We start from the raw sequence: 25024 nt of genomic DNA on the forward strand, positions 1-25024 counted from the left end.
GACTCCTTGAGTTTCAAAGCCTTTTATTGTTACCCCTGTTAATTCCATAACAATATTAATTTTTCTCAATAATTCAAGTTTTTTTAGCCGATGGTCACTTCATCCAGCACCCTCCGGCAAGCCTCCCATTTGGGCAAAAGACTTGTAAGCAAAGCATTAGACGCCCGCCGCGAACCATTGGTTCCTCATTTGAAAGGCAGCCGCAATATTTTTTCTCGCCTTGAAATAGAACTCTTGTTCTGTTAAACTAAAGATAGAAACCGGGTGTCTGCGGCTAGCGCCTATCAACCCCGAGTTTCACCTTACCAAAATTACAAAGGAGGGAGATCATCTCATGTCTGCTTCGCGCATTGTCTTTCACGTCGACGTGAACTCCGCCTATTTGTCCTGGGAGGCCGCCTACCGCCTGCAGATGGGGGAATCCCTGGATCTGAGGACCATCCCGTCCGCGGTGGGCGGTGACGTCACCAAGCGCCGCGGAATCATTCTCGCGAAATCTATCCCCGCCAAGGCTTACAACATACAAACCGGCGAAAGTGTGGGCGCCGCGCTCCTCAAATGCCCAAATCTCGTCCTGGTTCGCCCGACCTACGGGCTTTACATCCGCTGCCACCGCGCCATGCTGGAAGTTCTGAAAGAGTATTCGCCCCGTGTTCAGGTGTTTTCCATTGATGAGTGCTTCCTGGAAATGACCGACGTGCGCCTGGGCGGCAGAAGCCCGGTGGAAGTCGCCCACGAGATCCGAAACAGAATCCGGACGGAGCTGGGCTTTACCGTCAACATAGGCATCTCCGTCAACAAGCTCCTGGCCAAAGTCGCCTCTGACTTTCGAAAGCCAGATCAGGTCCACACCTTATATCCGGAGGAAATTGAGGAGAAAATGTGGCCCCTCCCGGCCGGCGACCTGTTTATGGTGGGCCGGGCCACCAAGGAGAAGCTCGAGCGCATGGGCATCCGCACCATTGGCGAGATCGCGCGCTTCGACCGTACACTGCTGCGGATCCGGTTCAAAAAGCACGGCGACGTGATCTGGAATTATGCCAACGGCATTGACAGCGCCGGAATGCTGGAAACGGAAAGTGATGGGGTCAAGGGCATTGGAAACTCCACCACCATTCCTTTTGATGTGGAGGATTCCAAAATTGCCCGACTGTACCTTCTGTCCCTTTCGGAAATGGTCGGCATGCGCCTCAGGGACAAAGGGCTGACCTACGGCCTCGTTTCCGTGTCGATCCGCCATTCGGATTTCGAGCATTTTTCCCATCAAAAAAAACTGCTCTACCGCAGCGATTCTACGGATGACCTGTACCGGGAAGTCTGCGGCCTGTTTGACGCCCTCTGGACCGGCGCAGCCCTTCGCCACGTCGGCGTTCGCGTCAGCGATCTCTCACCAAAGACGGCGCAGCAGCTGTCGTTTTTTGATCATCCGAAAGCCCTCGCCCGCAGCGCGCTGGACAAAACCATTGATGACCTTCGCCTTAAATACGGAAACAGCGTCATTCAGCGGGGCTCCTTCCTCCACACCGGGATACAGCCGGTCATGGGCGGCGTTGGAGATGAGGATTATCCTATGATGCGCTCCGCGCTCTAGAGTCACCCTGCATAGCTTCACACCACCGAAAAAAAGGACTGTCTGGCAATGCGCTTTATAAGGCATTTTTCAGACAGTCCTTTTGCATTTCACCCTTAAGTCTATTCAGGCTTGTGCTCCTCTTCGACTTTAAATTCATGGAACAAATTCCCAAACGCTTCGCGCATATAGGAGTTCAACGTATTCTCATCAAAGGTCGAGCCACCGTGCACCTTGCCCACACGTCTGGTCTGCGCCTTTTTTTCACCGGCGACGACATAGCCCAGAATGGTCGATTCGACCATATCATCCACAGCATCATATTTACCTACCTTAACCTCAATAAATTTGTCCCGGCGCGTGAAGCGGATGAAATTTTCGCGAACGGAAAAGCGGATAATGGTGTCACCTTCAGGGCCTTCAAAGCCGACACTTCCGTCTGAGACCGCCAAAACATCTTCGAGGTCCTCAGCCAGTCTCCCAAAATAGTCGAAGATAAGCTGCTCCGCTTCATCAATCTGATGAACCCGAGTCATTTCATGACGATATTTTTCAATATCCTCCGCAAATTGCTCTTTCAACTTTTTGGTCAACGCCTCTCGAAAATTGTAGTGAAAATGATGGACGCTCATGGGTCAGACCCCCCTCTTACGGATTTGTTGTTCCTTATATACCCCGATATACCGAAAGACTCGCCAAAAGAGAGATATTTTTTTTAACATCACCCATTATGACCCACCACACCCTCTGCGGAAGTCCGAAAAAGACTCCAAACAGTACCGTTTAGGTTAAATCTTGAACAGCATCCACTTGCAGGCCTCAATGTCGTACTTGAGTTCAAAGACGCGCTCGACCCCTTCAATTTCACTCTGACAGCGATACACGAACATAGGGTGTCCCGCCAGTTTCTCGCGCTCCACGCAGAGCACCTGATCCACCTTGACGGTCACGCGCCGTTCATTCTCCTCTTCCATACGGAACCTGACCGGTCGGATGGCCCCGCCATCCTCTTCAAAATAGGCAATCATTTCAACGGGCTTCGCTACGATTTTCACGAGATTCACCTTCTTTCACAGGGCCTTTGATGCTTTCAGTATATCGAACATTTGTTCTATTGTCAAACCCTGTTTTTCTCGTGATCCGACGCCTGCCTTCATCCCATCCGGATCAGATTTGCCTCCAGACGCGCCGGCAGATCATCCCGGCAGGTAAAGTAAAATACCTGGCGCCGTTTTGAAATGGTTTCCAGCAGCGCGTCGAATCCGCTGCGGCGGACGCGGTCAAAATTGACCGCCACATCATCCAAAAATACAGGCCAGTTCCCCTCGGGATCGAGAGCGTCCGCCAAACCCAGCTTAAGCGCCAGATAGACCTGCTCCTGAGTGCCGCGGCTGAGTCGTCCATCCACAGGCTTAAGGCCCTCCGGCCCTTCCACCATAAACCTGCCGGGGGATTCCGCCCGTGCCAGAAGCGCGGTATAGCGTTCATTCGTAAGTTTTTTCAAATACACCGTGGACTCGGCGAGAAAATCATAGCGGCGGCGGGATCTGAAGGCTTGGTCTGCCGACGCCACAATCAGGCTTTCTAAAAGCAGGCGGTTCCACTCAGAGACACACTGGGACTGACGGCGTTCGAGGCCGAGAATCTCCCGCTCCACATCCTCAATTTCCGCGGCGATCTCCTGGCGTCTCGATTTTAGTTCAAGAGCCAGACGGCGATTCTCAAGGGCCGCCAGCTCAAGCCGGGCATTCATTGCGAAGCTCTGAGCCTCCTCGAGAGGCTGATTTGGCAGCCATGCGCTAAACCGTGCGTAGTCCAAATCTGCGTTCAAGCGGGTTCTCAGGATCGCCTCCTTCTCTCTGAGTTCAAGCAGCGCAAGGCTTTCTTCCACCGCGAGCGAACCCTGAAACGGCAATTCCTGGATAAAGCGCGCCTCGTCCCGCTCCATCTCACGGCGCTGACGCTCCAGAAGGGACACTTGCCGGTTGTCCTTCAACCCTCTCCAGATCAGGATAAACGCTGCTGCTATTCCCGCAAAAGCGAGGTAAGAGATACGCAGTACAGCACTCAATCCAAGCGTAGCGGTCAAAAGGATTGCCGCGGCACCCAAGAAACCCACAGCGGATTTTTTAGCCCTGTTTTCAGGTTCTACAACTGCCTCCAGACGCTGCCTGTTTTTTTCATAGACCTCAAAGGCTTCACGATCCGGCAAAATCAAGTCATCTTGCGCCTCGAGCTTTTGATCGTACCACTGAACCTCCCGAACCAGCGCCAATAAGTCCGGACGCTGATGAATCTGATCCGCGCGGCTTTGCCACAGGCGCGCTTCCGATTCCGCGGCCTCAAGTCGGAGCGCAATCTCCGCGATCTGCTGATCCAGTCCCGCTTCCGCCTCCATGGCCGTGACCGCAGCCAACCGCTGCTCCCGTTTGGTTCTCAGTGCCGACAGGATCGCTTTCAGTTCAAAGTTGCCCCGGCCGTTTTCGCGATAAATGGCAGACATTTCCCCGGACAGCTGATCCAGCACTTCAGAAGGCAGCGCCATGCCCGTCGATGCTAAATGCCCCACCAATCTGCTTTCGATCGTCTCCCAATCCTGAGTCCTCAGTTCACTCAGCTCATCCACGCCTATGGAAAACAAGGACGCGAACACCTCAGGCTCCATGCCATCAAAGGCTGCGCCGTTGCCAATACTCACCGCTTCCGAATCCGCTTCGGAAATGCGCTGGCCATTCATGCGTTTGCCATAAGCCCGCAAAATCCGGACACTGCCGCTCTCTGTTGAGAAACGCGCCTCCACCCGGGCCTGCTCCGAATCCATATGCCGATCCTGGGCAGATCTGAATCCTACCAGCGCAATCTCCGCCGCGCGCTTCAGACTGGATTTTCCGGCCTCATTTGGCCCTACGAGGAGATTCAGACCGGGCTTGAATTCGAAGGTCTTTGACTGATCATAGCCGCCTATGCCTTCCAGTTTCAGTTCTGTAAGATTCATGCCTGATCACCGCCCATCCGTCTTGACGGCTGCATCCAGCGCGGCCAGAGGTCATGAAGGGCCTCCTTAAGGAGCTGCGCCTCACTGTCCTCATCACTCAAACCCGTTCTGAAGCCATTGTCATCTTCGATTCCCGGGCGCTCCGCCTCAAAAGTCAAGGCACGCTGTGCATAAGCGGCCCACAGGTTCGCCATAAACTCCGGATCCTCCAGACACGTGTTGAGATGCGCCGCAAAGGTATCCCCCGTTCGCTGAAGCTCCAGGACCCGCTCAGGTACCATATCCGACCGTATTTCGACTTCCGCAGCGTTCACCGCATTTCCAATCCGGTCCCGCAGGGTCTCCGGGTCATGGCGAATAGCCGTCAGTATTGTATCGTTCACGCCGCTGATCGAAAGTCTCAGCATCAAACGGCTTCTCTGATTGGAAATTGACAGTTCATCTGCGCCGCTGCGACTGCGTACAAGACTTCCATTGTCAAACCGCTCCAAATAAGGTGTCAGTCCGGGGTTCGCGATTTGTGTCTCCGTTTTCGTCTGAACAAGTTCGACAAACTGCGTCAACGACAACTCTGGCGTCACAGCGATTTGAACAGTTTTCCACTCCAGTGTCGACAGTTCGAGAAACCGGCTTTTAACCGCGCCGTACCCGAGCGTGTGAAGCCAGGCGCCATGAACCCCTGCCTCTTTATGGCTCAGTCCCGTCAAACTTCCGGCATAAAATGCCGCAGCGCCTGACATCTCAATTTTATAAGGCACATGAACGTGTCCCAGGCAGATCAGATCATACCTAAGCCGCGTCAGGTCCGCTTTTGTACACGGAAAATAGAGTTCCCCCGGCTCGAGCCCAGACGGCAGTTCAGCATCCTCTCCCTTACCGGCCCCGCCCCCAGTTAACGCAGACCCCTGAACAGAGCCATGAAGCAGGCCGATGGTCAGCACGCCGTCCGCCTTAACCGGATACGTCCTCACCCGGTTCTCCACCAGCCCTCTTTCTTCATGCCCTGACCCTACCAATTTGTAAGGCATGCCATTTCTAGCCTTAAGCATGACTTCCCGCACTTTGCCGTCAAACAGATGAACACCGTGGGCCTCCAGGAGCTGATCCAGCGACTGGGCCTCCAAATAGGATTTAGGGTCATGATTTCCGGTCATCCAGGCCATTTCTACTTTAGCGCCTTCCAGATCAGAAAGAGCCTGCTCCAGCATACTTCTGGTTTTCAAGCTGATGCGCCGCTCGCCGTCCAGTAAATCCCCCGCCCATACAAAGAGGTCCACCTGTCGGTCAACCGCTGTCTCCACTGCCGCTCTGAGTGCCTCTTCCCGGCACTCATCCAGGAGGCGCTTGCGTTCAGGTCTGTTTAAATAATAGGCATCATCAAAGTGACAATCTCCTAAGTGCAATATTTGAACCATTTCTGCTCCCCATTTCGTCGGCAAAGTATTTATTTTCTTAACTTTCAGTTTAGCAAAATTTTTCCGTTTTTGCAGCAGCACACGTATGGCAAATTTCTGTTATTACTCCGGTGTTTAAATGGTTGAATTCTTTCTCGTCAAAATGATGATTATGAAGTACTTCAACCAATTTCAAGTTTGACTGCTCAAACACTGGAGTAATGAATCCATGGGAACCATTGAATTTACAATACAACCTTATCAGCATCAATAATTTGTTATATAATATTCAAAAGGCCTGTCACTGAAAATGGATCGTTGAGGGGTGAAAGTACATGAGCGAAGCGTTCATGGAACTATTTGACATAAAAGAAGTCTTTGAACAAAATTCAAGGCAGCGCATTCTGATGGGAACGCCTAAGAGATCTCCTGATGAGATCGTGGTCATCAATCGCTTTTACCGGGATGAAACCTTTAATGAAAGCCTCTATTTACTCTTGAAGCGCTCGCTTAAAAATCTGGTACAAATTGAAAATACCGCGACTGAGCTGGTCGTGGTAACCGCTTATCCTGAGGGTGCGCCGCTCACTGCTTTGATTGAGTCACCGCGGCTTCTTCCAAGCGACCGGATGAAACTGGCCGAATTTTATCTGGACCAGGCCGCTGCCTATGAAGGGCTGCCGCCCGCGATCCAGTCATTGCTCATTGACCTCAATCAGTTTGTCGTTCAGGATACCGGACTTGAGCCTAAAGAATTGATTGTCCTTGACCGTGGTTTCAAGCCGGAACTGGAACCATCGGCAGTCACCAAAAAACTATCTGGTGTTCTCAACCATATTTTGAAACCAAATGAAGCGGCCTACGAGGAGTTTGAAACAGACGGGATACGAAACCTGATCGCCGGACTGGCGGTGGGTGCCATTTCTTCCATTTCAGCTGCAAGAGGCACTTTTGCAGGGCTCATGGCATCCAGCGAACGGGTTTCCGGGACTATTCACACGACCACGTCCGAGAAGGCCGGATCAAACGCCGGAGTATCAGTCCCTGGAGCAGCAGTCGCTGGGGCATCCGTCGCCGGGGCACGAGTTACCAGGGCATCAGAGAACAGCGTCAACACGCATCCAGAAAATAGCCGGTCTGAGACGGATGGCAACGCCACCAGCAGTATTGCCGCGGGCTCGGCGGTTTTAGGCGCTGCAGCTGCTGGTGCGGCTGCTTTTGGCGCATCTGCAGGAGGGGCAACTGCAGAAGGCACCGGGACAACCACCTTGAGATCAGCGGGACAAGGCCCGGGCACTTCAAGCGGGGACTCTCGTACCGGTGCTGTTGGTATAGAACTAGACAATCTCTTTATCTCAGAAGAGCCTGCCAAACGCACAAGCCCTCCCAGAAAAAAAACAGTCAAGAAAAGGCAGTTCAAGTGGATTGCCTGGCTGCTGCTCATAGCCGTCGCCTGTTTGGTTCTCTTTGGCATCTTCAACATCCTGACGGGTCTGTTTGTCAGAAAGGCTCCGGTCGCACGGTTTGAAACCCAGATTGACAACGGGACCTATCATTTTATCAATAAAAGCAGCGTTTCAGGCTCTGACAATAAGCTCACCCAGATTTCATGGCGTATCGAAAAGGACGGCACCGAGCTGCTCTCCTCTGATGAATTTGATTTAACGGTATCCTTCAAGAATGCAGGCAAGTACAAAGTGACGCTTATGGTTAAAGACCGCTACCGTTGGAGCAGTGCCTATAGTCAAGTTATGGAGCACGAACTTGCTGAGGGTGCATCAATCCCATCAGGAGAAGGTGAGCCGGTGACGGTCAGCGAAGCAGACGACCCTCTGAGCGGCATACAAACCTCAAATGTCAGCGCTAATGTCAGCTATGACGAAAAAATCTCCAGAACCGGAACCGCCTCGCTCAAACTGGACATGACCAACACGGATCAAGCGCAGCTGTCCCTGGACGGATTGAATGTCAATCGTTCAACGGCGCTTTCCTTCTGGATGAAATCCAGCGAGACAGACCGCGTCATCCTCACAGTCTTTGGCTATAATGACAACGGGTTAAAATTCACCAAAAAACTGACTTTAATGCCACAGTCGACTTCAAACTGGGAAATGGTTACAATTCAATCCAACTACGACGGGATCACCGCAATGAAGCTTCAATTCAGCGCACCGGGAACCATTTTATGGCTGGATAATTTTGAACTCGCAGCATTTAAGTAGCTAATATAACCGGACAAGCGTCAAGTGAAAATGCTTGACACTGGTCCGGTTTTGTTTTATTCTGAAGTCGAAGTTCTAAATAAACTGCGCCTCCGGGCGGAAGGAGTGTTGTTTTATGACGCAGAGTGTGACTTTTGAGGATATTGTGATCTGACAATAATGCGCAGAGCGGGACAGCTGCTCTGGTCCACCAACCTTTCGTCTAAGTTTTTTTCTTCAGGCAGCGCAAAACAAGATGAGGCTACCCTCTTTTTGTCGTGTCTGTCAGAAGAATGACTTGTCCTATGCTGAACGGGGTTAGCCCGTTCATTTTTATTTTTTGGATATTGGAGGTTTTATATTGAATCAATCATCAATGACGTTCTTCATGGATGAACGTCTTAAAAGTCAATGGATCCGAACCTTTGGAGATGCCTTGGAACCTGCAAGAGTCACAGCATCCTATGGTCATGCCTGGCGTGTTGTCAGTGCCAAAGGAGAACTGCAGGCAGATTTGACCGGAAGATTTCGTCACAACGCACTTTCCCCTTCTGATTACCCTGTGACCGGGGATTACGTCGGCCTAAAATTTTCTGAAGATCAGACCCTCGCCTTAATCGACGGTTTAATTGAACGCCGCAGCGCACTGGTGCGAAAAGCCGCGGGGACAGCATTTGTGGAGCAGGTTGTCGCAGCCAATTTTGATTATGTCCTGATCGCCCTGCCTGTTACCCCTGAAATGAGGCTTAATACTATTGAACGGTATTTAAGCGCCGCATGGGACAGCGGCGGTGTGCCGGTGATTTTGCTGACCAAGCGGGATTTATGTCCGCAGTGGGAAACTGTCGTTAAAGATCTTCAAACCAGACTTCACGGCGTCAGCGTCATAGCCATCAGCGCCCTGATGAACGAGGGTCTTGACGGGCTTTCCCCATGGCTCCACCCTGGTGCGACGCTTGCGCTTGTAGGGGCTTCAGGTGTGGGTAAGTCATCTCTGGTAAATGCACTAACCCATCAAACCACCATGAAAGTTAAAGAAGTTCGTGATGGTGACGGTAAAGGCCGCCATACCACAACCCACCGGGAGCTCATTCAGCTGCCGGGCGGGGCCTATCTGCTGGATACGCCTGGAATGAGAGAATTTGGACTTTGGCGGACTGACGGTGGAGTCGAGAATACCTTTGAAGAAATTGAGTCACTAGCGGCAAACTGCCGTTTCAAGGACTGTCGTCATATCGACGAGCCAGGCTGCGCCGTTCTCGAAGCGATTGAGCTTCAGACGCTGGAGCAAAGAGAACTGGACCACTATCACAAGCTTCAGCGCGAAGCTAAATATATCGAAAGCAAAACAGATCCTGAGCTTAGAAACGAGATGCGAAACAAGTGGAAGATCATCCACAAACAGCTGCGCCAGGATCCTTACCTGAGGCGTAAGAAATAAACAAAAAAAAGCTAAAGGCACGTTCCTGTTACTTACGGAGCGTGCCTTTAACTGTACATTTCAATTTCCAAAACACGATGTTCCTTTACAATTAAATTTTTTCCACTCGAGTGTTGATGCTTATGCTCACCGACTTACCTAGTGGGTTGATGTAGCGCCAACCACTGCAAACTGCATTAACTTCGCTTAAATTTTACTTAAATTCTTAAAGCGTATTGCTGTCAACATCATGGTAATTCAAAAACCTTTGTTGCGTATTGCTATTCAATTGTTAACTGCTTTATTGCTTTTGAAACAAACTTTGATATTCCGGTATTGCCAATACAAAATCAACGTAATGGTACTGGTAGTGCCGGTATTGATGTGTTTCTTGTTGATGTGTTAATTATTGATGTGTTGCTGGTAATTCAAATTAATGTGTTGCTGGTCATTCTTTTTGCTGTACAGCGGTATTACGTGTTAAAAACGTTAATTCAGGTACCTTTATTGATTAAAAATGGTGTAGATTTAAAACTTTGATCCATGATGATGTTGACGGTGTTGAGGTATTGCAGATATAAAAGTGTTGCTGATGTTGCTTGTATTGCAGGCATTGCTTGTATTACAGGTGTTGCTTGTATTGCAGGCATTGCTTGTATTGCAGGTATAGCTTGTAATACAGGTATAGCTTGTAATACAGGTATAGCTTGTAATACAGGTATAGCTTGTAATACAGGTATAGCTTGTAATACAGGTGTTGCTTGTAATACAGGTATAGCTTGTAATACAGGTATAGCTTGTATTGCAGGTATAGCTTGTAATACAGGTATAGCTTGTAATACAGGTATAGCTTGTAATACAGGTGTTGCTTGTAATACAGGTGTTGCTTGTAATACAGGTGTTGCTCGTAATACAGGTATAGCTTGTAATACAGGTGTTGCTGGTGTTGATGTGCGTTTCGCAGAGTCACTCGTCACATCAACATGCCGTTTAGGCTGCCGAATCGCCAACCAAACTTAACGGTTAGAGCGTCGGGATGGAAAAGACGAATGTCCACTCGAAATCAAACTCAAAATTTCTGCATTTGTATTTGGTGGAACCACCCCTTTCCTTACTCGGTGAGCTTCAAAAATACGAAAAAATTAAGATGATACAATTAACCTAATGGTGAACTTAACGCCTTTACGGGATTAAAGTACACTAGCAAGCAACTGATCTCTTAACTTTTTGTATGGCCTAATTATATCACAATATTCTGAAAATTCAAGACCAGAAACTGGCAACCTTAATATTATGTTTCTCTAACAGGTCGGTCAAGCCCTCTCAGACCCTCAAATAGGCGACAAGCCCTTAAAAAGATTTTTTTAGAGTCAAAAATGAAAGATGGGAATCGAGGTGTACCGGATGCTGTTCACCGCCTTAGGCAGTCCCCACATCCAAGTTACCTCAACTTCCCACCTTACTTAAAGCCCAATCCTGGCCGCAAAGGCGTCTATCCTGGTGTCGATCCCTTTATTCCTCAACACGCTCAGAGGTTCATTGGCAATCTCAATCAATGCGAAATACGGCGGCAGCATAAATCCTTTATTCAGGCAGAGACCGTCTATGAGCTGCATGGCGACGCTGTCTCCACCGGAGTTCGCCGAAACGACAACCCCGTAAATCCGCTTGTGATCCAGGCGGACGGTTCTGTAGATGCCGGACATTCGGTTGATCGTCGCCATCAATGTCGCGCTGATCGTATCATTATAATTGGGACATACCCAGACAATTGCGTCGGTATCCTCAATTGAAGCAAATATTTTATCGAAGTTATCCCCATTATAAAAACAGGCCTTTTGTTCCGCAAAGGTCATGCAAGTATGGAAGGTGCACCCCCGGCAATCCCGGATCGTCCCATCCTCCAGACGAATTTCCTCAACCTGAAGCCGCTCGCCCAACCGCTGTGCCAGCCTCTGTATGACCATATGCGTCAGCATCAGAGTGTTGGAAGTTCGAAGATCGCTGTTGTGAATGACCATAAGGCGGAGTCTGTCCAGCTTATCCGGTTTTGCCTGACTCAACCTGAATCCCAGGTCACTGCACAGTTTTTTAAGAATCTCCGGACGCGTCCCAGGAAGATGCCTCTGCCAGGTTTTCAGGTTGATGTCGTCCGGAAGCGCTTCGACCAGTGGCTTTCCAATAAATCCAAGTCCCAGACTGTTGAGATTGAAGATTGCCAGTTTTGCAAAAGTCTTGCTGAAAAGCTCCGAAGAGGCATTCAGAATCAAAGCCGCATGGGCGCCTTCAAAGTTTGGTGAAGACGCCGCAAGTACCTTAAGGTAAGCCATAAATTCAAAATCACTGCCTACCTCATCCAGCTCAACCGCGAACAGGAGCTTTTTTCCTCTGTAATCCACAGGCCAATCTTCCCTGTAAGTCACGAGCTCAAGGTCGTAACCCGTGCCAGCCACAACATCCGAAATCATTCGGCGCAGCTTTTCTGTTTTTAGACCAGGGCTGATGACTGTAAGAATCTCCATTGATTTTCCAGCTCCTCATAAGCATCAGTTATGCGCCGCACTAATTTAGGGTCCATCATTTTCCGCTCTACTTCGAGGCCATAGGGCGTCACTCTGTTGCGGCAGCCAAAATAAACGCCGCCAATGCTGACACAGCTATAATGCCAACGGCCTTCCAGGGCATCCAGAATCGACAAAGCACCGGACGCCAGCGCCGGCGCGATGTAGGGTTTATACCCGAGTTCACGGATCCTTAGATTCGCTTCTACCGTCATATGCGTCAGCTTTTCAGAAATTTTTGGATCATATTGTCCTCTCAAAGAATCATTGGCAATCACCAGACCTTTTCCGTGAGGACCATACGCCCTTCCATGCTCAAAATTGAAGTCCATTTCTCTGGCGAAGTATCGGGCACGCCCATACATGACCCCAAGGCCAAAACCCATAACCTGTTCCGGCAGCAAGCCTTTATTGTCAAAAGCACCGTACTCATTGCGGTTGGAGGAATCATAAGCGCGTCGGGATAGGAGGTCAACAGGATCAGACACCACGGCGAACAAGCCTTTGAAGCCTTTGCTGCGGGCCAAGAGCGCATATTCATCCACTATTTTTGAGTTTCCTTCGTACTGGATAATTCTAACATCTCCGGTGGTGACACTGAGCGGCGGAATGCCTGCCGTGGCCGTAAAGGCAAAGACGTCGCAGTCCATGAGTTCATCATGCTTCAGTCCCCGAACCTTAGGAAAATTATCGCCGGAGCCTCGAGCGATCTGACCGAGCTCAATGACCCAGCGCTCAATGCGTTTTTCGTCAAGGTCATACAGCCCAATTTCCGCAACACTATTCTCACCTTGCAGCAAGAGTCCTACGGCAAGGGTGCTGCCTACATCACCAAGGCCCATGATATTGATTTTAGCCGGTCTTGAGAGGGGCGCGCTGCCGAGCGCCTCCATCCAACGGGGCGAGTCTATGTTGATGAAAAAGGCCTTCAACGATCTTAAAGCTTGAATGAGGTGAACGGGCAGATATCGCTCGAGCTCTGAAACAATACTCCTGCCGCGTTTATGATCCACCAGATATCTCAGTGTTTCCTTATCCTCCATAGCGTCACTGTCGTCCACAAAACGCGTCAGTACTTTGGAATGGGTGCCTGTCCGGATCGCGTAGTATAAGGAATGAATATCGCCAAAATCATCATCCGGTTCGGGGAAAATTCTGTTCTTTTCCAGGGATTTGATGCTCTGCTCACTTAAAATCAGACAGTCTTCATAACGGTATATTCTCAAGTTTTATCCACCACCAGCATTTTTTTAAGTTTTCTCAGATTCTCGAGTTCGAGATCCAAATATTCACTGACTTTCCGATTCACATCATAGCGGATGTCCTCGCCTTTGTCCGGGAATCTCGGATAGACAAAAACTTCACCCAGTCTGGAGAACGTCAGTAAGCGGTCGTTCTCCCTTTGGTATTCTTCCTCTATGGCCATCAATATTTCCCTGCTGTTTTCAATGGAGGTCTCCGAAAGCTGATAGATGCTGGTGACACTCGCCCCTTTGATAAAGCTTGGCGACGCGTAAGGCAGAATCAGATTGACGGACGGGATCATGTTGCGTTCCGGCGCGTCCGACTTCCAGACTGCGTCGCCGCCTATGAAGGGATACATTTTACCTTCATTGAACCAGACGCGGATCCTCGGTATAAAGTAGGCGGTCTCAATGTCAATGTTTTTGGATTCCATCAAAGCCTTGCCTCTTCCTGACAGCACGCCGACAAAAATCTTCTGGATCTTGACGTCATGGCGTCTCATGACCGGCTCAATTTCCTTAATGCGGTACCCTTTATCCAGGATGTCGTCCACCATCATGACCGGTCTGTTGAAGGATTTCAGCATGTTGGTCTGATTGTCCAAATCCAGATAATAAGGATAGGCTTCGATTTTGTAATTTTCCAATGAAAAATTGAAATATTTTTCAACGTGAATGGCCTTGGTGACTGTATTCGGCATGATCCAGCGCTTCAAAATATCGCCGAAAGGGACGCACATATACTCACCCAGCTGTCTCGGAACCATCGGCGTAGTAGGCACTTGGTTCTCATCACAAATCTTCTTGATCAGACTTTCATAGATCATTGACCGGTCGAAGCTGAGGACGAGATGTCCCGGATACAGCCTGGTCATGGCGCGCTGAAGGCGCTTTCTGGCTCTCAGGATGGCAGATGTGACGCGTTCGGAGTTTTTGTAAGGGTCCTTGATCAAGGATTTGATGTCCAGGTTCAGAGTGCATGGTGACGACATGTTGACGGCGTAAACGATCTCACTTGGGCTGTCGCTTTCCATAGGCAAAAATCCCTGGAGTTCAAGAATCTCAACCATATCCGGGTCAATCCGGCCGGTGACCACATCTCTGAAAAGTGCATTTGTATAGTCCTTGGCGAGACAAAATGCCAGTGTCTCCGTCAGCAGCATCTGTTTGGGATTACGGTGCATCCGGTTTTCTGTGGCGTAGATGCCATCAATGACTATAATCCGTCCCATGCACTCGTCACGAATGGTATTCATCAGCATTTCACTGCTGAACTCCTTGTAAATGTTCGCAGATCTCAGCCAATGGAAGCACGAAAAGCCCACCAGCGGAACGTCGCTCTCCATGCCCCGGACAATCAGCATCCTGAAATCCGTCAGTTTTGACGCTTCCCTGATTTTTTCCACGAACTGCTCCGGCTCCTGCCCAACGTATTCTGCCAGGCAGCGCAGCAGCGTCTCGTCCGGATCCGTGACAATTTCGACGTTGAGCGATTTTGTGGTCATGGTTTCCTTAAACTGCGGCTCCCGCTGATAGAGGCCCTTTTCGTAAATATAGCGGTGCGCGAGGGGATCCACCAGCTCGGAGATATCTCTGTTGTCATCGATATAATTCCGGATCTGCGTTGAACTGATCAACTCATACTGAGGCGGCAAGGACAGCACAATGCTGTTCTCCGGAAGCGCTGCCATCTTGTCTTTCAAGACTTCATCCTCAAGTTCGCCGCCATCTATCCGGCGGTCGAACACAATGTGCGGAAAAGACGTGATGGCCGCTTTCGCCTGCCCGATTCGATATGCCGAAGCGTTATGGATGACGTCGCTGCCCACGACAATATAGACCTCCGACGGGGCGAACACATTTCGAATGAAGTCCAGGTCCGGCGGGTAGGCAATGTTGATGGCATGGTCTCTTGGGAAGGTATAGATCTCGAGTTCATCCGCCACGGACATCTTGATGATTTCACGGCGAATCAGATTTGGCTGGGTGCGCTTGGACCAGGAAAATTCGTCGACGGCCAGATAAACCTCAAAACCCAGATTCCTGATGTCCCGGGCAATCTGCTTGTGACTCAGCGAAAACGGATCGAAGGAACCCGGGAAAAACGCCACGCGATCCTTAACCGGAATCTCGATTTTCCCCCGGTTGTGCTGGTAATCCGAAATAAAGTGGTAGATGTGCTTGAGTCCCGAAGAATTGTTGAGGAAAATCAACTCTTTGGTTTCGTCCGTATTGTGATGGAGCGTCAGAATTTTCTTGATGGCCATCTTGAAAAGCAGCAGCTTGTCCTCAGACGGCATAGCGCGATCGCCGAAGATATCCTTGCCTATGACGCTTATAGAAGCCTCTGTGACACTCGGAATATAGCTGACCAGACCATTCAGCAGGATGCCCAGCATAGTATAGAGCCGCTCCCTGTAAATCTCGTCCTCTTCACCGTTGACCACCTTGTACAAGCCATAATTGCGGATCATGACCCCGACCGTCTTGGCGATCAGCATGCCAATCTGCGCATTGGACCGCTTCATTTTGTCCTTAAAGTCATCCAGAATTTCGTCCAGTTCCTTCGGTTTGACACTGAGAATGATCTTGCCCAAATATTCCGGAATGTACCTGGTAAACTGGTAGCTCTCCATTTCAAGAGCCCTGAGCAGCTCGATAACAATGTCATTGCGCTGCTCAAAGGTCAGTTCGTCAATCAGGCGGATCAACCCGGCTCCGGCCGTGTTTCGCACAGACTCAAAAGCACTGACCTTCAGGAGGTTGCTGAAGTGCATGGCTGTGTAAAATGCCTCCGAATGCTTGATCTGAGTGGCGTAATCCAGGAGCATGTGAATCTGGTACTTCTTGATGATGTCATGGGTTGCCGTTTTCAGGTTGCTGAGGAAGACGTCCGAAATCTCACCGCCGCCTTCCCGGAAAATGCGGTGAATGAATTCAAGGCGGTTTCCTTGGCCGATGGTCTCAAGGATCCTCACCCTCGCATAGCGTTCAGCGATGTGCATATCGTCTTCTTCCATGGCATTCAGGCTGTCTATCAAGAATGCTCTGTCCGGCACAAGCTCCGGATTTTGGAACAGATCCGACAATACGTTCATGGCGTTGATCCTCAAGATCAAATTATCCGATCTCAGGGCATCCGCAATAACTTCTCTCATCAGGTGAGTACTGGTATCTTCCATGCTTTCTACAGGCAGGGCCCGGAAAGAGTTCAGCATGTACTGACGTTTATCCGCATCTCCCGCGAAGTGCTCGTAGACCTCAAACAGAATCCGGATGCTGGCACGGCGCTTCTCAAGATCTGTTTGAGCTGTGAAATAACTGCGCAGCATGTTTTGAATACTGTAGGCAATCCATCCTCTATGCTTTCCAATAATTTTTTGCTCCGGCTCCAGCATCCTGTACAGGTAGCGCCTGAACATGTCCACGCTTTCCTCTTCGTGGCTCTCCACGACCGCGCTCGGCGGCAGCTCTTTGCGGATCGCTTCATCCAGATTGGCGATCAGAACGCCCATCAGGAACGCGCACTGCTTGCGCACATCCTCTTCCGAAGAAATGAGCTTGCTGTAAAGGAAGTTGATGACGATCTGCTTTTGCTTAATGGTCAGATAGGTGTTGTAATCCTCCAGGATATCGATGTACCCTCTCAGATCGTTGGCGTTTTCAAGTCCCCGGGCACTTTCCAGCATACGGTTCAAGGTCGTTTCATCCCTGAGACTGTGCATCAGGAGAATGTTGTGTTCAATGGAGGTGAATTTCGCATGGGTTACCAGCGCGTCCCCGTGAATCAACGAATAATGGACACGTTTTCGCCTATATGGCGCACTGAAATCGTCCGCAACATCCGGATCTGTGCAGACCCCAAGGTGATGCATATAATCCTCGAAATCGAGAAGCTTGCTGTACACTCTTCTGTAACGGTTTTCCTTGGCTTCGTCCACGTTGTCCAGCTTGTCCAGGATAACCCGGAAGGAGTCCTGGAGGGTATAGAAGCGCATGTTGTTGTCGTCATCCGACTTGACTCTGAAATCACAATAGATCAGGACCAAGGATTCCAGCGAGAGATTTTCAACCTCGAGATCCCAGGTGGAGTGGTTGATGGCGACGTTTCGAATATAAGTGATGCCCCGCTCCTCAAACCACTTGCCGGTGTAATAGTAGTGATAATAGGCAACGCGCTTTATTTCGTCTCCGTGGCATCCGTATTTGCCCACATCATGGCCGGCGGCCGCACCCGACACCCTGCCAAGATCAATGGGCACCTGGGCATACTTGAGCTGGCGCGCAATTTTCACCGCCAGATGGTGCACGCCACAGACGTGATCCAGCGTAGTATATCCCGTGAGCGCCTGGTTCAGCTTCATCATTTCATAGACGAAGTCGTCCTCATAGTATTTTTTGAACCGCAGGTATTCCGATGGATCCTCAAGCCCCAAAATCTCCTTTTCAGTCAAAAAGCGAATGGCATACTTGGATTCCCATGTACCGTCCCTGGAGTCCTTCTGCTCTTCAGACAAAATCTTCAGCGCCATAAGATAAATTCTGGCTACGGCATTGAGTTTGGGGGTCTCACTGCGTTCAACCGTTCCCGGAAAGGACAGATTGATGCTGAAATCATGACAGTAGGCGAGCATATCCTCAACCCACTCGTCCCCTGCCAGGCGTTCGAGCAGCGGCTTCATCAGATTGTACACAGCCACGGCGCCGTAGGATTTCTGGCGGATCAAGTGACTCATGCGCGCCTCAAACACAGGCGCGTTCAACGCTTTCTCCAGATACACCATGTCGAGGAGCGACAGAGTTTTGTCATATTTCGGATTCATCATCATTCGCATACGTTCAAGCAATGCCTTTACAATCATTTCGACCACGGGCGACCACCCTTTCAAAAAGAGAGTTGATTGCACCCTGTAACGGGTACCAAGATTATCTTACCACAAAGAGGACCAAAAAACGCACTCCATAAAGGTTGTCCCCTCAGAAGTACGTTTTTATAGTTGTGTCTCAGTGACTTCATCAAGTCTCAACAAAAAACTGAGTCTGACAGCTTTGACACGTTATTTTGAGTTTTCCCTTATTTTTGGGAACTCTGATTTTTATCCCGCAGTTAGGGCACCGCTGGATTTGAAAGTCCACCAGTGCTTCGATTTTTTGGGTGTCCAGTCCCACCACCACATCTTCGCCAATTTTGAATGCCGGGACACCTCTAAGTCCCAGCTTCCTGAATTCAGACTGGGCAACCAGATCCTCATTGACATCTTTTTCAGTATAAGGATAACCCTTCTTCGAAAGAAACTCTTTCGCTGTTTTGCAATGAGGTCATGTTTTAGTTGTGTAAACGATTATGTCTTTCATACGAGATCTACGCCTCCTCTTTTTCAACCAGTCTGCTTTTGACCTTCATCAGTCTGATATTGCTGCTGCGTTCATTCTCGTCCAGTTTCATCTTAATATAGCGGATGGTCTCGTTAAGCTGCGGGATCGTCGTATATTCAAGGGCGTTTACACGTCTTCGCGTCTTTTCGATCTCATCTGCCATCAATTGACAGGACTTTTCAATTTCAGCGAGATGAACCAGTTTTGGCAACAGCGCATCAAACTGAGCCGCCGTGCGCTCGACAGCCGGAGAAGGCATCCTGCTGGATCCGGATCCAATTTTCGGATTTTGGGACCCGGACGTCAGAACCCTGTAGACCGGAAGCTTGACACTCATGATATTATGCAGTTTCAAGTCCACTTCAGGGGTTTTAACCGGCAGCATTAAAGCACCTTCGACAAAGGTCGATGACAAATCGCCTCTGGCTGCCGCCATGGATTTATATACCCTGGAAAGTTCAACTTCAACCTGCTGTCTGACGTCGTGATTTTCGCGAATCATTTCGATAAAGTGCCGCATCAGCTCATCCTGCTTGTCCTTAAGGAGCTTGTGACCGCGAACAGCGGTAGTTCTTCGACGCTTGAGGTTCGTCAGCTCCATTCTGGTGGGATTCACATTGAGTCGCGTCATGAGGTTTCACCGCTCTCAGACTCTGAAGCATTCAGATCCCGAGACTGCGGATAATACTCATCGAGATAGGCATCTCTGATCCGCTTCAACTCATGACGAGGCAGCATCTTCAGAAGCGTCCATCCAATTTCGAGTGTTTCTGTGATGGCCCGGTTGACGGTGTAACCTTGCGAAACATAATTTTTCTCAAAGGCATCTGCAAACCGCGCGAACTGCTGATCCAACTCTGACAGCGCGGATTCTCCGAGAATTTGAGCCAGTTCTTTGGCCTGACGTCCACGGGCGTATGCTGAAAACAATTGGTTCATAGTATCCGCGTGATCTTCCCTGGTCTTCTCTTTTCCGATTCCCTTGTCCTTCAGTCTGGACAAGGACGGCAGCACGTTGATAGGCGGAATGATATTTTTTCTGTGCAGCTCACGACTTAAAATGATCTGCCCCTCCGTAATATAGCCCGTCAGGTCAGGAATGGGGTGCGTTATGTCATCCTCAGGCATACTGAGGATAGGAATTTGAGTGATAGAACCAGCTCTTCCCTTGATCCGGCCCGCGCGCTCATAGAGATTCGCGAGGTCTGTATAGAGATAGCCGGGATAGCCTCTGCGCCCTGGGATTTCTTTTCGCGCCGCGGAGACTTCTCTGAGCGCTTCACAGTAATTCGTCATATCCGTCAGGATGACGAGCACATGCATTTCCTTCTCGTAGGCTAAAAATTCCGCTGCTGTCAGCGCCATCCTTGGCGTTGAAATCCGTTCCACAGCCGGCTCATCCGCAAGGTTCATAAACAGGACAGCGCGGTCAATGGCACCGGTTTTTGTAAAGTCATCCAGAAAGAACTGCGCCTCTTCGAAAGTAATGCCAATGGCCGCGAACACCACCGCAAATTTGGAATCGGAGCCGAGCACCTTGGATTGTCTGGCAATTTGAGCTGCGAGCTCAGCATGCGGCAAGCCTGAACCTGAAAAAACCGGCAGCTTCTGGCCTCTTACCAGGGTATTCAGTCCGTCAATGGCGGAGATCCCGGTTTGGATAAATTCAGAAGGGTAATCCCGGGCTACCGGATTAATGGGAAGGCCATTGATATCTGCGTAACGCTCCGCGATCAGCTTTGGACCCCCGTCTTTGATTCTGCCAATTCCATCAAATACCCTGCCCAGCATTTCTTCAGACAGGCCAAGCTCCAACGGTTTTCCCAGAAAGCGTGCACTCGTCTGCTTCAGATTGATCCCCGCTGAGCTTTCAAACAACTGGACAACCGCTTTGTCTCCGCTGATTTCGAGTACTTTTCCCCTTCGAATACTGCCGGTTTGAGTTTCAATTTCGACGAGTTCATCATATTTAACGCCCTCAACGCCGTCGACCACCATCAGAGGTCCAACGATCTCACGAACGGTATGATAAGCTTTAATCACTTGCCTCACCACCTTTCAAGGTGACGTTGTCCATTTCAGATATCATCTGCGCCTCAATCGATTCGAATTCTTCAAGCTGCCCTTCGCTGAGATATTTGGATCTCGAGATCCGTTCTCTGACGGCAAGCTTCAGAATCGACTTTAGGGCTGCGCCTTCATTCAGTGCCTGATTAGCCCGCTTGGCGAAATTGAGGACCAGGGACAGCATCTTGAACTGCTTCTGAAGCGACGCATAGGAGTCAATGTCGTGAAATGCGTTCTGCTGCAGAAAATCCTCGCGCAGCGATCTCGCCGCTTCCATTTTCAGCTGATCCGGCTCGGACAGCGCGTCATAACCCACCAGCCTGACGATCTCCATAAGCTCCGCTTCCTCTTGCAGCAAAGCCATAGCTTCTTTGCGAAGGTGAATGAATTCAGGATGTATATTCGCCTCAGTCCATGCGCTGGTTTTTTCCAGGTACAGCGAATAGGAAGTCAGCCAGTTGATCGCCGGGAAGTGCCTGCTGTAAGCGAGCTGCGCATCCAGGCCCCAAAAGACCTTGACCATGCGAAGCGTCGCTTGCGTCACAGGCTCAGACAAGTCGCCACCCGGCGGTGACACCGCGCCAATAGCGGTCAGAGACGCCTGCCTCTGGTCCGAGCCAAGACAAACGACCTTGCCGGCCCGTTCGTAGAAGTCTGCGAGTCTTGAACCCAAATAGGCCGGATAACCCTCTTCCCCCGGCATTTCTTCCAGGCGTCCGGACATTTCCCGCAGTGCTTCAGCCCACCTGGAAGTCGAATCCGCCATCAGCGCTACAGTATAGCCCATATCCCTGAAATATTCCGCAATTGCCATGCCCGTGTACATTGAAGCTTCACGCGCCGCCACCGGCATGTTTGAGGTGTTCGCGATCAATACCGTTCTGAGCATCAGCGACTCACCCGTCCGAGGATCCTTCAGTTCAGGCAGTTCATTCAGCACGTCCGTCATTTCGTTGCCGCGCTCGCCGCACCCTACATAGACGACAATGTCCACATCCGCCCACTTCGCAAGTTGATGCTGCACCACCGTCTTTCCGCTTCCAAAAGGTCCCGGAACACAGGCCGTACCACCCTTGGCAACAGTAAAAAAGGTATCAATGACGCGCTGACCGGTAATCATTGGCTCACTGGGACTGAGCTTGTTCGCGAAAGGCCGCCCTAGTCTGACCGGCCATTTCTGCATCATGCAGATCTCTCGGTCTCCGCCCTCTGTCATTATTGTGCCGATGGTTTCCTCAACCGTAAACTCTCCCGAGCTCAGGCTTTTCAGTTCCCCCTGCACACCAGGCGGTACCATGATTTTATGGGTCACCAAAGCGGATTCTACGACCTCTCCCAGGATGTCCCCGCTTTGAACCCGTTCCCCCGGGCTTTTGGACGCGGCAAAACTCCAGCGCTTGCTTCGGTCCAGCGCCGGCGCTTCAACGCCGCGTTCTATAAAATCCCCGCTCTGAGCCTGGATTCGCGTCAGCGGCCTCTGAATCCCATCGTAAATAGAAGCGATCAAACCTGGCCCAAGCTCAACGCTCAGAGCTTCGCCTGTCGTTTCGACAGGTTCTCCCGGACCCAGACCTGTCGTCTCCTCATAGACCTGGATCGACGCTTTATCGCCCCTCATTTCAATAATTTCACCAATCAGCCGCTTATCGCCAACGCGGACAACGTCTGACAGACTGGCGTGTGCCATATTTTCCGCTACGACCAGAGGGCCTGAAATTTTTAGGATTCGACCTGTTTCCAATTCTATCAACCTGCCTTTCAGTCAGAACAGGAGTCGTTTACTCACAATAAGTTAACGCCGACCGCTTTTTCCATATTATCTTTAATGCGCTGAAGTCCTAAATGCTGACTGCCGTTTTGACCCGGAATTAAAATGATGGCCGGAATCGATTTGCTTTGACCCGCTGCCAATAAGTCCTCCAGGTCGCCGGCGAAATTCTCCGTCACAAACACGACCGCATAACTTCCATCAGACATGTCTGCCAGCGCACGACGCGCTTCCTCACGTCCTTTGGGGCAAACCCCGTGGATCCCGGCGGTTTTGAAGGTCAGCACGGTGTTATAGTCTCCTATGACGCCCAGTTTAAGCATTCGGCATCCTCAACCTTTCCATTATTTCGTCCGCGGAAGAACCAACCTGAAAGCCCAGTAAAATCATTCTCAGATTCCGTAGTTCCGCTTCTTTGTTCAGCAGGTATGAAAAAAGCGGTTCTGGTCCAAAACTGATTCGGCTGGCAGCCTGAAGCTTGGCCAGTGTCAGCTTTTCACTCTGATCTGCGAGGCAGGTGGAAAGATCACCATCGGCTAAAGTATTGGAACAAACCTTAAGGAGGGCGCCAAAGTCCGTATGTGCCAATTTTTTGATCAGGCTTTCAATGGGCTCACGGTACATGCGGTGAAGCCACGCCTTGTCCAGTCGGCCACCCGGCACGAACCGCCCATCCATATCAGCTTCCGGATCTCCCCGTCTCTGGCCGCCAAGCAGCACCGTCAGATGGTACAGGTCAATCTTCTGCAGGACCCAGTCTTTGATGAGGTCACTATTGTAGCTCTCGACTTCGGACAACATATGACTCAGCTGCGACCTGGTAATAATCCAATCCATCTCAAGTGGATCCCGGTTCAGCTCAAACTGCTTTAAAGCTTCAACCGCGGTCAGGCTCAGCTGTTCGGGCCAATCCCTCAGCGCGCCGCGCTCCAAATCCCTCTGCAATACAGAAGGCGGCAGGTTGCCTGCCTGAACGCAAAGATCCGCGCGCTCCTCTCCCCCCAATTTCGACTTAATGAGGACCATCAGATTGTGATAGTCATATTTCAAACCGAGGAGTGTGGTAATTTGGGGCTCAGGTGATATTGATTTTACCAACTCGTACTCTGAAGCCAGAATCAGGTTAAGCGTCTTCTCGGGATCGCTGCCTTGGTCAATGGCCGCGAGCAAAGACGAATAATTTCTGTCCTGCAGCCAGCGTACCCATTCCTTTTCTGAGTTCAGACCAATCAGCTGCTCATAATTCGACTTGTCCAGCAATCGTTTTTCGAGCACCCGGATCCTCGCGACCGCTTGTGCAAACTCAAGCCTTTCCATCTCTCACACGCCCTTAAAAAGCTGCTGCGCCAGTTGAGGTTCAACAGACTCACGCACCTCGGCCACGAGCGCCGGGTAGGTGAAATCATAAACCACACCGCCCTGAATCAGCTGAAATCCATTCGAAAGCTGCTGCCGCCGCTGTTCCTCAAGCTTAAGTGTCACGCCTTCTTTTTGGTAAGCCTCGAGAAGGCGGTCTAAATAATCCATTGGAAGCTGTCGGGCAGTTTGATCGTTTAAGGCGATCACCACATCCCCGTTTTTGATGACAGCTTGAAACCGGCGAAGCAAAAACTCAAACAGCGCCTCACCTTCTAACGCTTCCATAATCCCGATCATGCGGGTGTAAACGGTTTCGAGCGCTTCCCGTTTCGCAGCCAGAACTTCATCCCTGGCTGTCAATGCCGCCCTTGAAACCTTTCGATCACGAATGCCCTTCACTTCGACTTCCAGTTGGCTCATAAGTTGCCTTTTCTTATCTTCAGCTTCGATTTCCGCCGACTCCAGAATGCTTGAGGCTTCCATTTTTGCAGCCTCAATAGTTTTCGCAGCCTGGTCTTTGGCTTCCGCTTCAATTCTTTGAATCAGACGTTCCAGGCCGTTCATGGTCAAGCCTCCCCTATAGTGTAATGCCGGTGATCATGATGATGGAGGTGACCAGCGCAATAACCGCGTAAGTTTCAACCATGGCTGCGAAAAGAACTGCCTTGAACATATGCTCAGGTTTTTTAGCAAGGATCGCAACCCCCGCTGCCGCGGTTTTCCCTTGAGAAATCGCGGAGCCCCAGCCGGCAATGGCGATTGGAAGCGCTGCCATGAAAATGTAGAAGCCCGCTTGAAGGGACACCATCATTGTCTCTCCGCCCAAAATGCCAATTTTATTTAAAATAATTAACGAAGTGACAAAACCGTAAAACCCTTGTGTGCCTGGAATAACCTGCAGAATCAGGGATTGGCCAAACTTCTCAGGCTCTTCGGTAATCAGACCGGAAGCCGCCTGTCCAACCAACCCTACACCTTTCGCTGAGCCTATCCCCGGCAGGGCAGTCGCCACTGCTGCACCTAAAAGTGACATTACCAGACCGCCATAGTTTGAAAAGAACTCCATGAA

At 50.4% G+C, this 25024-nt stretch carries 18 protein-coding genes and 1 pseudogene; 3 read left to right on the top strand and 16 right to left on the bottom strand.

Features of this window, described 5'->3' with window-relative positions:
* The first annotated feature begins 334 nt into the window (after nt 1-334).
* Nucleotides 335-1591 carry a DNA polymerase Y family protein gene (locus OEL90_RS04050; protein WP_291403153.1) on the top strand — a complete coding sequence of 419 codons (1257 nt, stop codon included), beginning with the start codon at nt 335-337 and terminating at the stop codon, nt 1589-1591.
* Between the two features lie 101 nt (nt 1592-1692).
* On the opposite strand, the gene OEL90_RS04055 is transcribed toward OEL90_RS04050, so the two are convergent.
* The 4 genes from OEL90_RS04055 to OEL90_RS04070 form a co-directional block, all read right to left on the bottom strand.
* Nucleotides 1693-2202 (bottom strand): hypothetical protein, encoded by a 510-nt coding sequence (locus OEL90_RS04055; protein WP_300687212.1) that lies wholly within the window; start codon nt 2200-2202, stop codon nt 1693-1695.
* A gap of 156 nt (nt 2203-2358) precedes the next feature.
* On the bottom strand, nt 2359-2625 hold the full coding sequence (locus tag OEL90_RS04060; RefSeq protein ID WP_291403149.1) for a hypothetical protein: 267 nt from the start codon (nt 2623-2625) through the stop codon (nt 2359-2361).
* A gap of 98 nt (nt 2626-2723) precedes the next feature.
* Entirely contained in the window at nt 2724-4565 is a 1842-nt protein-coding gene (locus OEL90_RS04065) for an ATP-binding protein (RefSeq protein ID WP_300687214.1), read from the bottom strand.
* Nucleotides 4562-5980: a metallophosphoesterase family protein gene (locus OEL90_RS04070; RefSeq protein ID WP_300687216.1), complete on the bottom strand. Its 1419-nt coding sequence runs from the start codon at nt 5978-5980 to the stop codon at nt 4562-4564. Before OEL90_RS04070 ends, OEL90_RS04065 begins: the two co-directional genes overlap by 4 nt.
* Before the next feature lie 314 nt (nt 5981-6294).
* Between OEL90_RS04070 and OEL90_RS04075 the strand changes: the two genes are divergently transcribed.
* A complete protein-coding gene (locus OEL90_RS04075; protein ID WP_300687217.1) occupies nt 6295-8181 on the top strand; it encodes a hypothetical protein in 1887 nt (628 codons plus the stop codon).
* Between the two features lie 340 nt (nt 8182-8521).
* Nucleotides 8522-9601 carry a ribosome small subunit-dependent GTPase A gene (gene rsgA, locus OEL90_RS04080; protein ID WP_300687219.1) on the top strand — a complete coding sequence of 360 codons (1080 nt, stop codon included), beginning with the start codon at nt 8522-8524 and terminating at the stop codon, nt 9599-9601.
* 473 nt (nt 9602-10074) lie between these two features.
* Here rsgA and OEL90_RS04085 read toward each other — a convergent pair whose 3' ends face one another.
* The 12 genes and pseudogenes from OEL90_RS04085 to OEL90_RS04140 all read right to left on the bottom strand — a co-directional run bounded on the left by OEL90_RS04085 (nt 10075) and on the right by OEL90_RS04140 (nt 25021).
* Nucleotides 10075-10557 (bottom strand): hypothetical protein, encoded by a 483-nt coding sequence (locus OEL90_RS04085; RefSeq protein ID WP_300687220.1) that lies wholly within the window; start codon nt 10555-10557, stop codon nt 10075-10077.
* Between the two features lie 486 nt (nt 10558-11043).
* A complete protein-coding gene (locus tag OEL90_RS04090; protein WP_300687222.1) occupies nt 11044-12102 on the bottom strand; it encodes a flavodoxin family protein in 1059 nt (352 codons plus the stop codon).
* Nucleotides 12069-13367, bottom strand: a complete 1299-nt coding sequence (locus OEL90_RS04095; protein WP_291403135.1) for a lactate/malate family dehydrogenase — start codon at nt 13365-13367, stop codon at nt 12069-12071. The genes OEL90_RS04090 and OEL90_RS04095 overlap by 34 nt, the downstream gene beginning before the upstream one ends.
* Nucleotides 13364-18247 carry a cytidyltransferase gene (locus OEL90_RS04100; RefSeq protein WP_291403267.1) on the bottom strand — a complete coding sequence of 1628 codons (4884 nt, stop codon included), beginning with the start codon at nt 18245-18247 and terminating at the stop codon, nt 13364-13366. The genes OEL90_RS04095 and OEL90_RS04100 overlap by 4 nt, the downstream gene beginning before the upstream one ends.
* Nucleotides 18248-18401: 154 nt before the next feature.
* Nucleotides 18402-18692 (bottom strand): annotated as a pseudogene (locus OEL90_RS04105) (glutaredoxin domain-containing protein); the annotation flags it as partial.
* Nucleotides 18693-18747: 55 nt separating this feature from the next.
* The gene (locus tag OEL90_RS04110) at nt 18748-19392 is read right to left on the bottom strand and encodes a V-type ATP synthase subunit D (RefSeq protein ID WP_291403133.1); all 645 of its coding nucleotides are present in this window, start codon (nt 19390-19392) and stop codon (nt 18748-18750) included.
* Nucleotides 19389-20804, bottom strand: a complete 1416-nt coding sequence (locus OEL90_RS04115) for a V-type ATP synthase subunit B (RefSeq protein ID WP_291403131.1) — start codon at nt 20802-20804, stop codon at nt 19389-19391. The genes OEL90_RS04110 and OEL90_RS04115 overlap by 4 nt, the downstream gene beginning before the upstream one ends.
* The gene (locus OEL90_RS04120; protein WP_291403129.1) at nt 20797-22569 is read right to left on the bottom strand and encodes a V-type ATP synthase subunit A; all 1773 of its coding nucleotides are present in this window, start codon (nt 22567-22569) and stop codon (nt 20797-20799) included. The genes OEL90_RS04115 and OEL90_RS04120 overlap by 8 nt, the downstream gene beginning before the upstream one ends.
* A 41-nt stretch (nt 22570-22610) precedes the next feature.
* Nucleotides 22611-22919, bottom strand: coding sequence for a V-type ATP synthase subunit F (locus tag OEL90_RS04125; protein ID WP_291403127.1), 309 nt, complete (start codon nt 22917-22919; stop codon nt 22611-22613).
* On the bottom strand, nt 22912-23913 hold the full coding sequence (locus tag OEL90_RS04130) for a V-type ATPase subunit (RefSeq protein ID WP_291403125.1): 1002 nt from the start codon (nt 23911-23913) through the stop codon (nt 22912-22914). The genes OEL90_RS04125 and OEL90_RS04130 overlap by 8 nt, the downstream gene beginning before the upstream one ends.
* Nucleotides 23914-23916: 3 nt before the next feature.
* Nucleotides 23917-24519, bottom strand: coding sequence for a V-type ATP synthase subunit E (locus OEL90_RS04135; RefSeq protein ID WP_291403123.1), 603 nt, complete (start codon nt 24517-24519; stop codon nt 23917-23919).
* A 13-nt stretch (nt 24520-24532) separates the two neighbouring features.
* A complete protein-coding gene (locus OEL90_RS04140) occupies nt 24533-25021 on the bottom strand; it encodes a V-type ATP synthase subunit K (protein ID WP_291403265.1) in 489 nt (162 codons plus the stop codon).
* Nucleotides 25022-25024: the final 3 nt, after the last annotated feature.

This window comes from Acidaminobacter sp. (genome assembly GCF_030247605.1).
GTDB lineage: Bacteria > Bacillota > Clostridia > Peptostreptococcales > Acidaminobacteraceae > Acidaminobacter.

Excerpts from the sequence above, each read along its gene's own strand:
- OEL90_RS04110 (WP_291403133.1), bottom strand. The coding sequence starts at position 19,392 with ATGACGCGACTCAATGTGAATCCCACCAGAATGGAGCTGACGAACCTC.
- OEL90_RS04075 (WP_300687217.1), top strand. The coding sequence starts at position 6,295 with ATGAGCGAAGCGTTCATGGAACTATTTGACATAAAAGAAGTCTTTGAA.
- OEL90_RS04125 (WP_291403127.1), bottom strand. The coding sequence starts at position 22,919 with ATGCTTAAACTGGGCGTCATAGGAGACTATAACACCGTGCTGACCTTC.
- OEL90_RS04070 (WP_300687216.1), bottom strand. The coding sequence starts at position 5,980 with ATGGTTCAAATATTGCACTTAGGAGATTGTCACTTTGATGATGCCTAT.
- OEL90_RS04090 (WP_300687222.1), bottom strand. The coding sequence starts at position 12,102 with ATGGAGATTCTTACAGTCATCAGCCCTGGTCTAAAAACAGAAAAGCTG.
- OEL90_RS04050 (WP_291403153.1), top strand. The coding sequence starts at position 335 with ATGTCTGCTTCGCGCATTGTCTTTCACGTCGACGTGAACTCCGCCTAT.
- OEL90_RS04055 (WP_300687212.1), bottom strand. The coding sequence starts at position 2,202 with ATGAGCGTCCATCATTTTCACTACAATTTTCGAGAGGCGTTGACCAAA.
- OEL90_RS04140 (WP_291403265.1), bottom strand. The coding sequence starts at position 25,021 with ATGGAGTTCTTTTCAAACTATGGCGGTCTGGTAATGTCACTTTTAGGT.
- OEL90_RS04135 (WP_291403123.1), bottom strand. The coding sequence starts at position 24,519 with ATGAACGGCCTGGAACGTCTGATTCAAAGAATTGAAGCGGAAGCCAAA.
- OEL90_RS04130 (WP_291403125.1), bottom strand. The coding sequence starts at position 23,913 with ATGGAAAGGCTTGAGTTTGCACAAGCGGTCGCGAGGATCCGGGTGCTC.
- OEL90_RS04100 (WP_291403267.1), bottom strand. The coding sequence starts at position 18,247 with ATGATTGTAAAGGCATTGCTTGAACGTATGCGAATGATGATGAATCCG.
- OEL90_RS04065 (WP_300687214.1), bottom strand. The coding sequence starts at position 4,565 with ATGAATCTTACAGAACTGAAACTGGAAGGCATAGGCGGCTATGATCAG.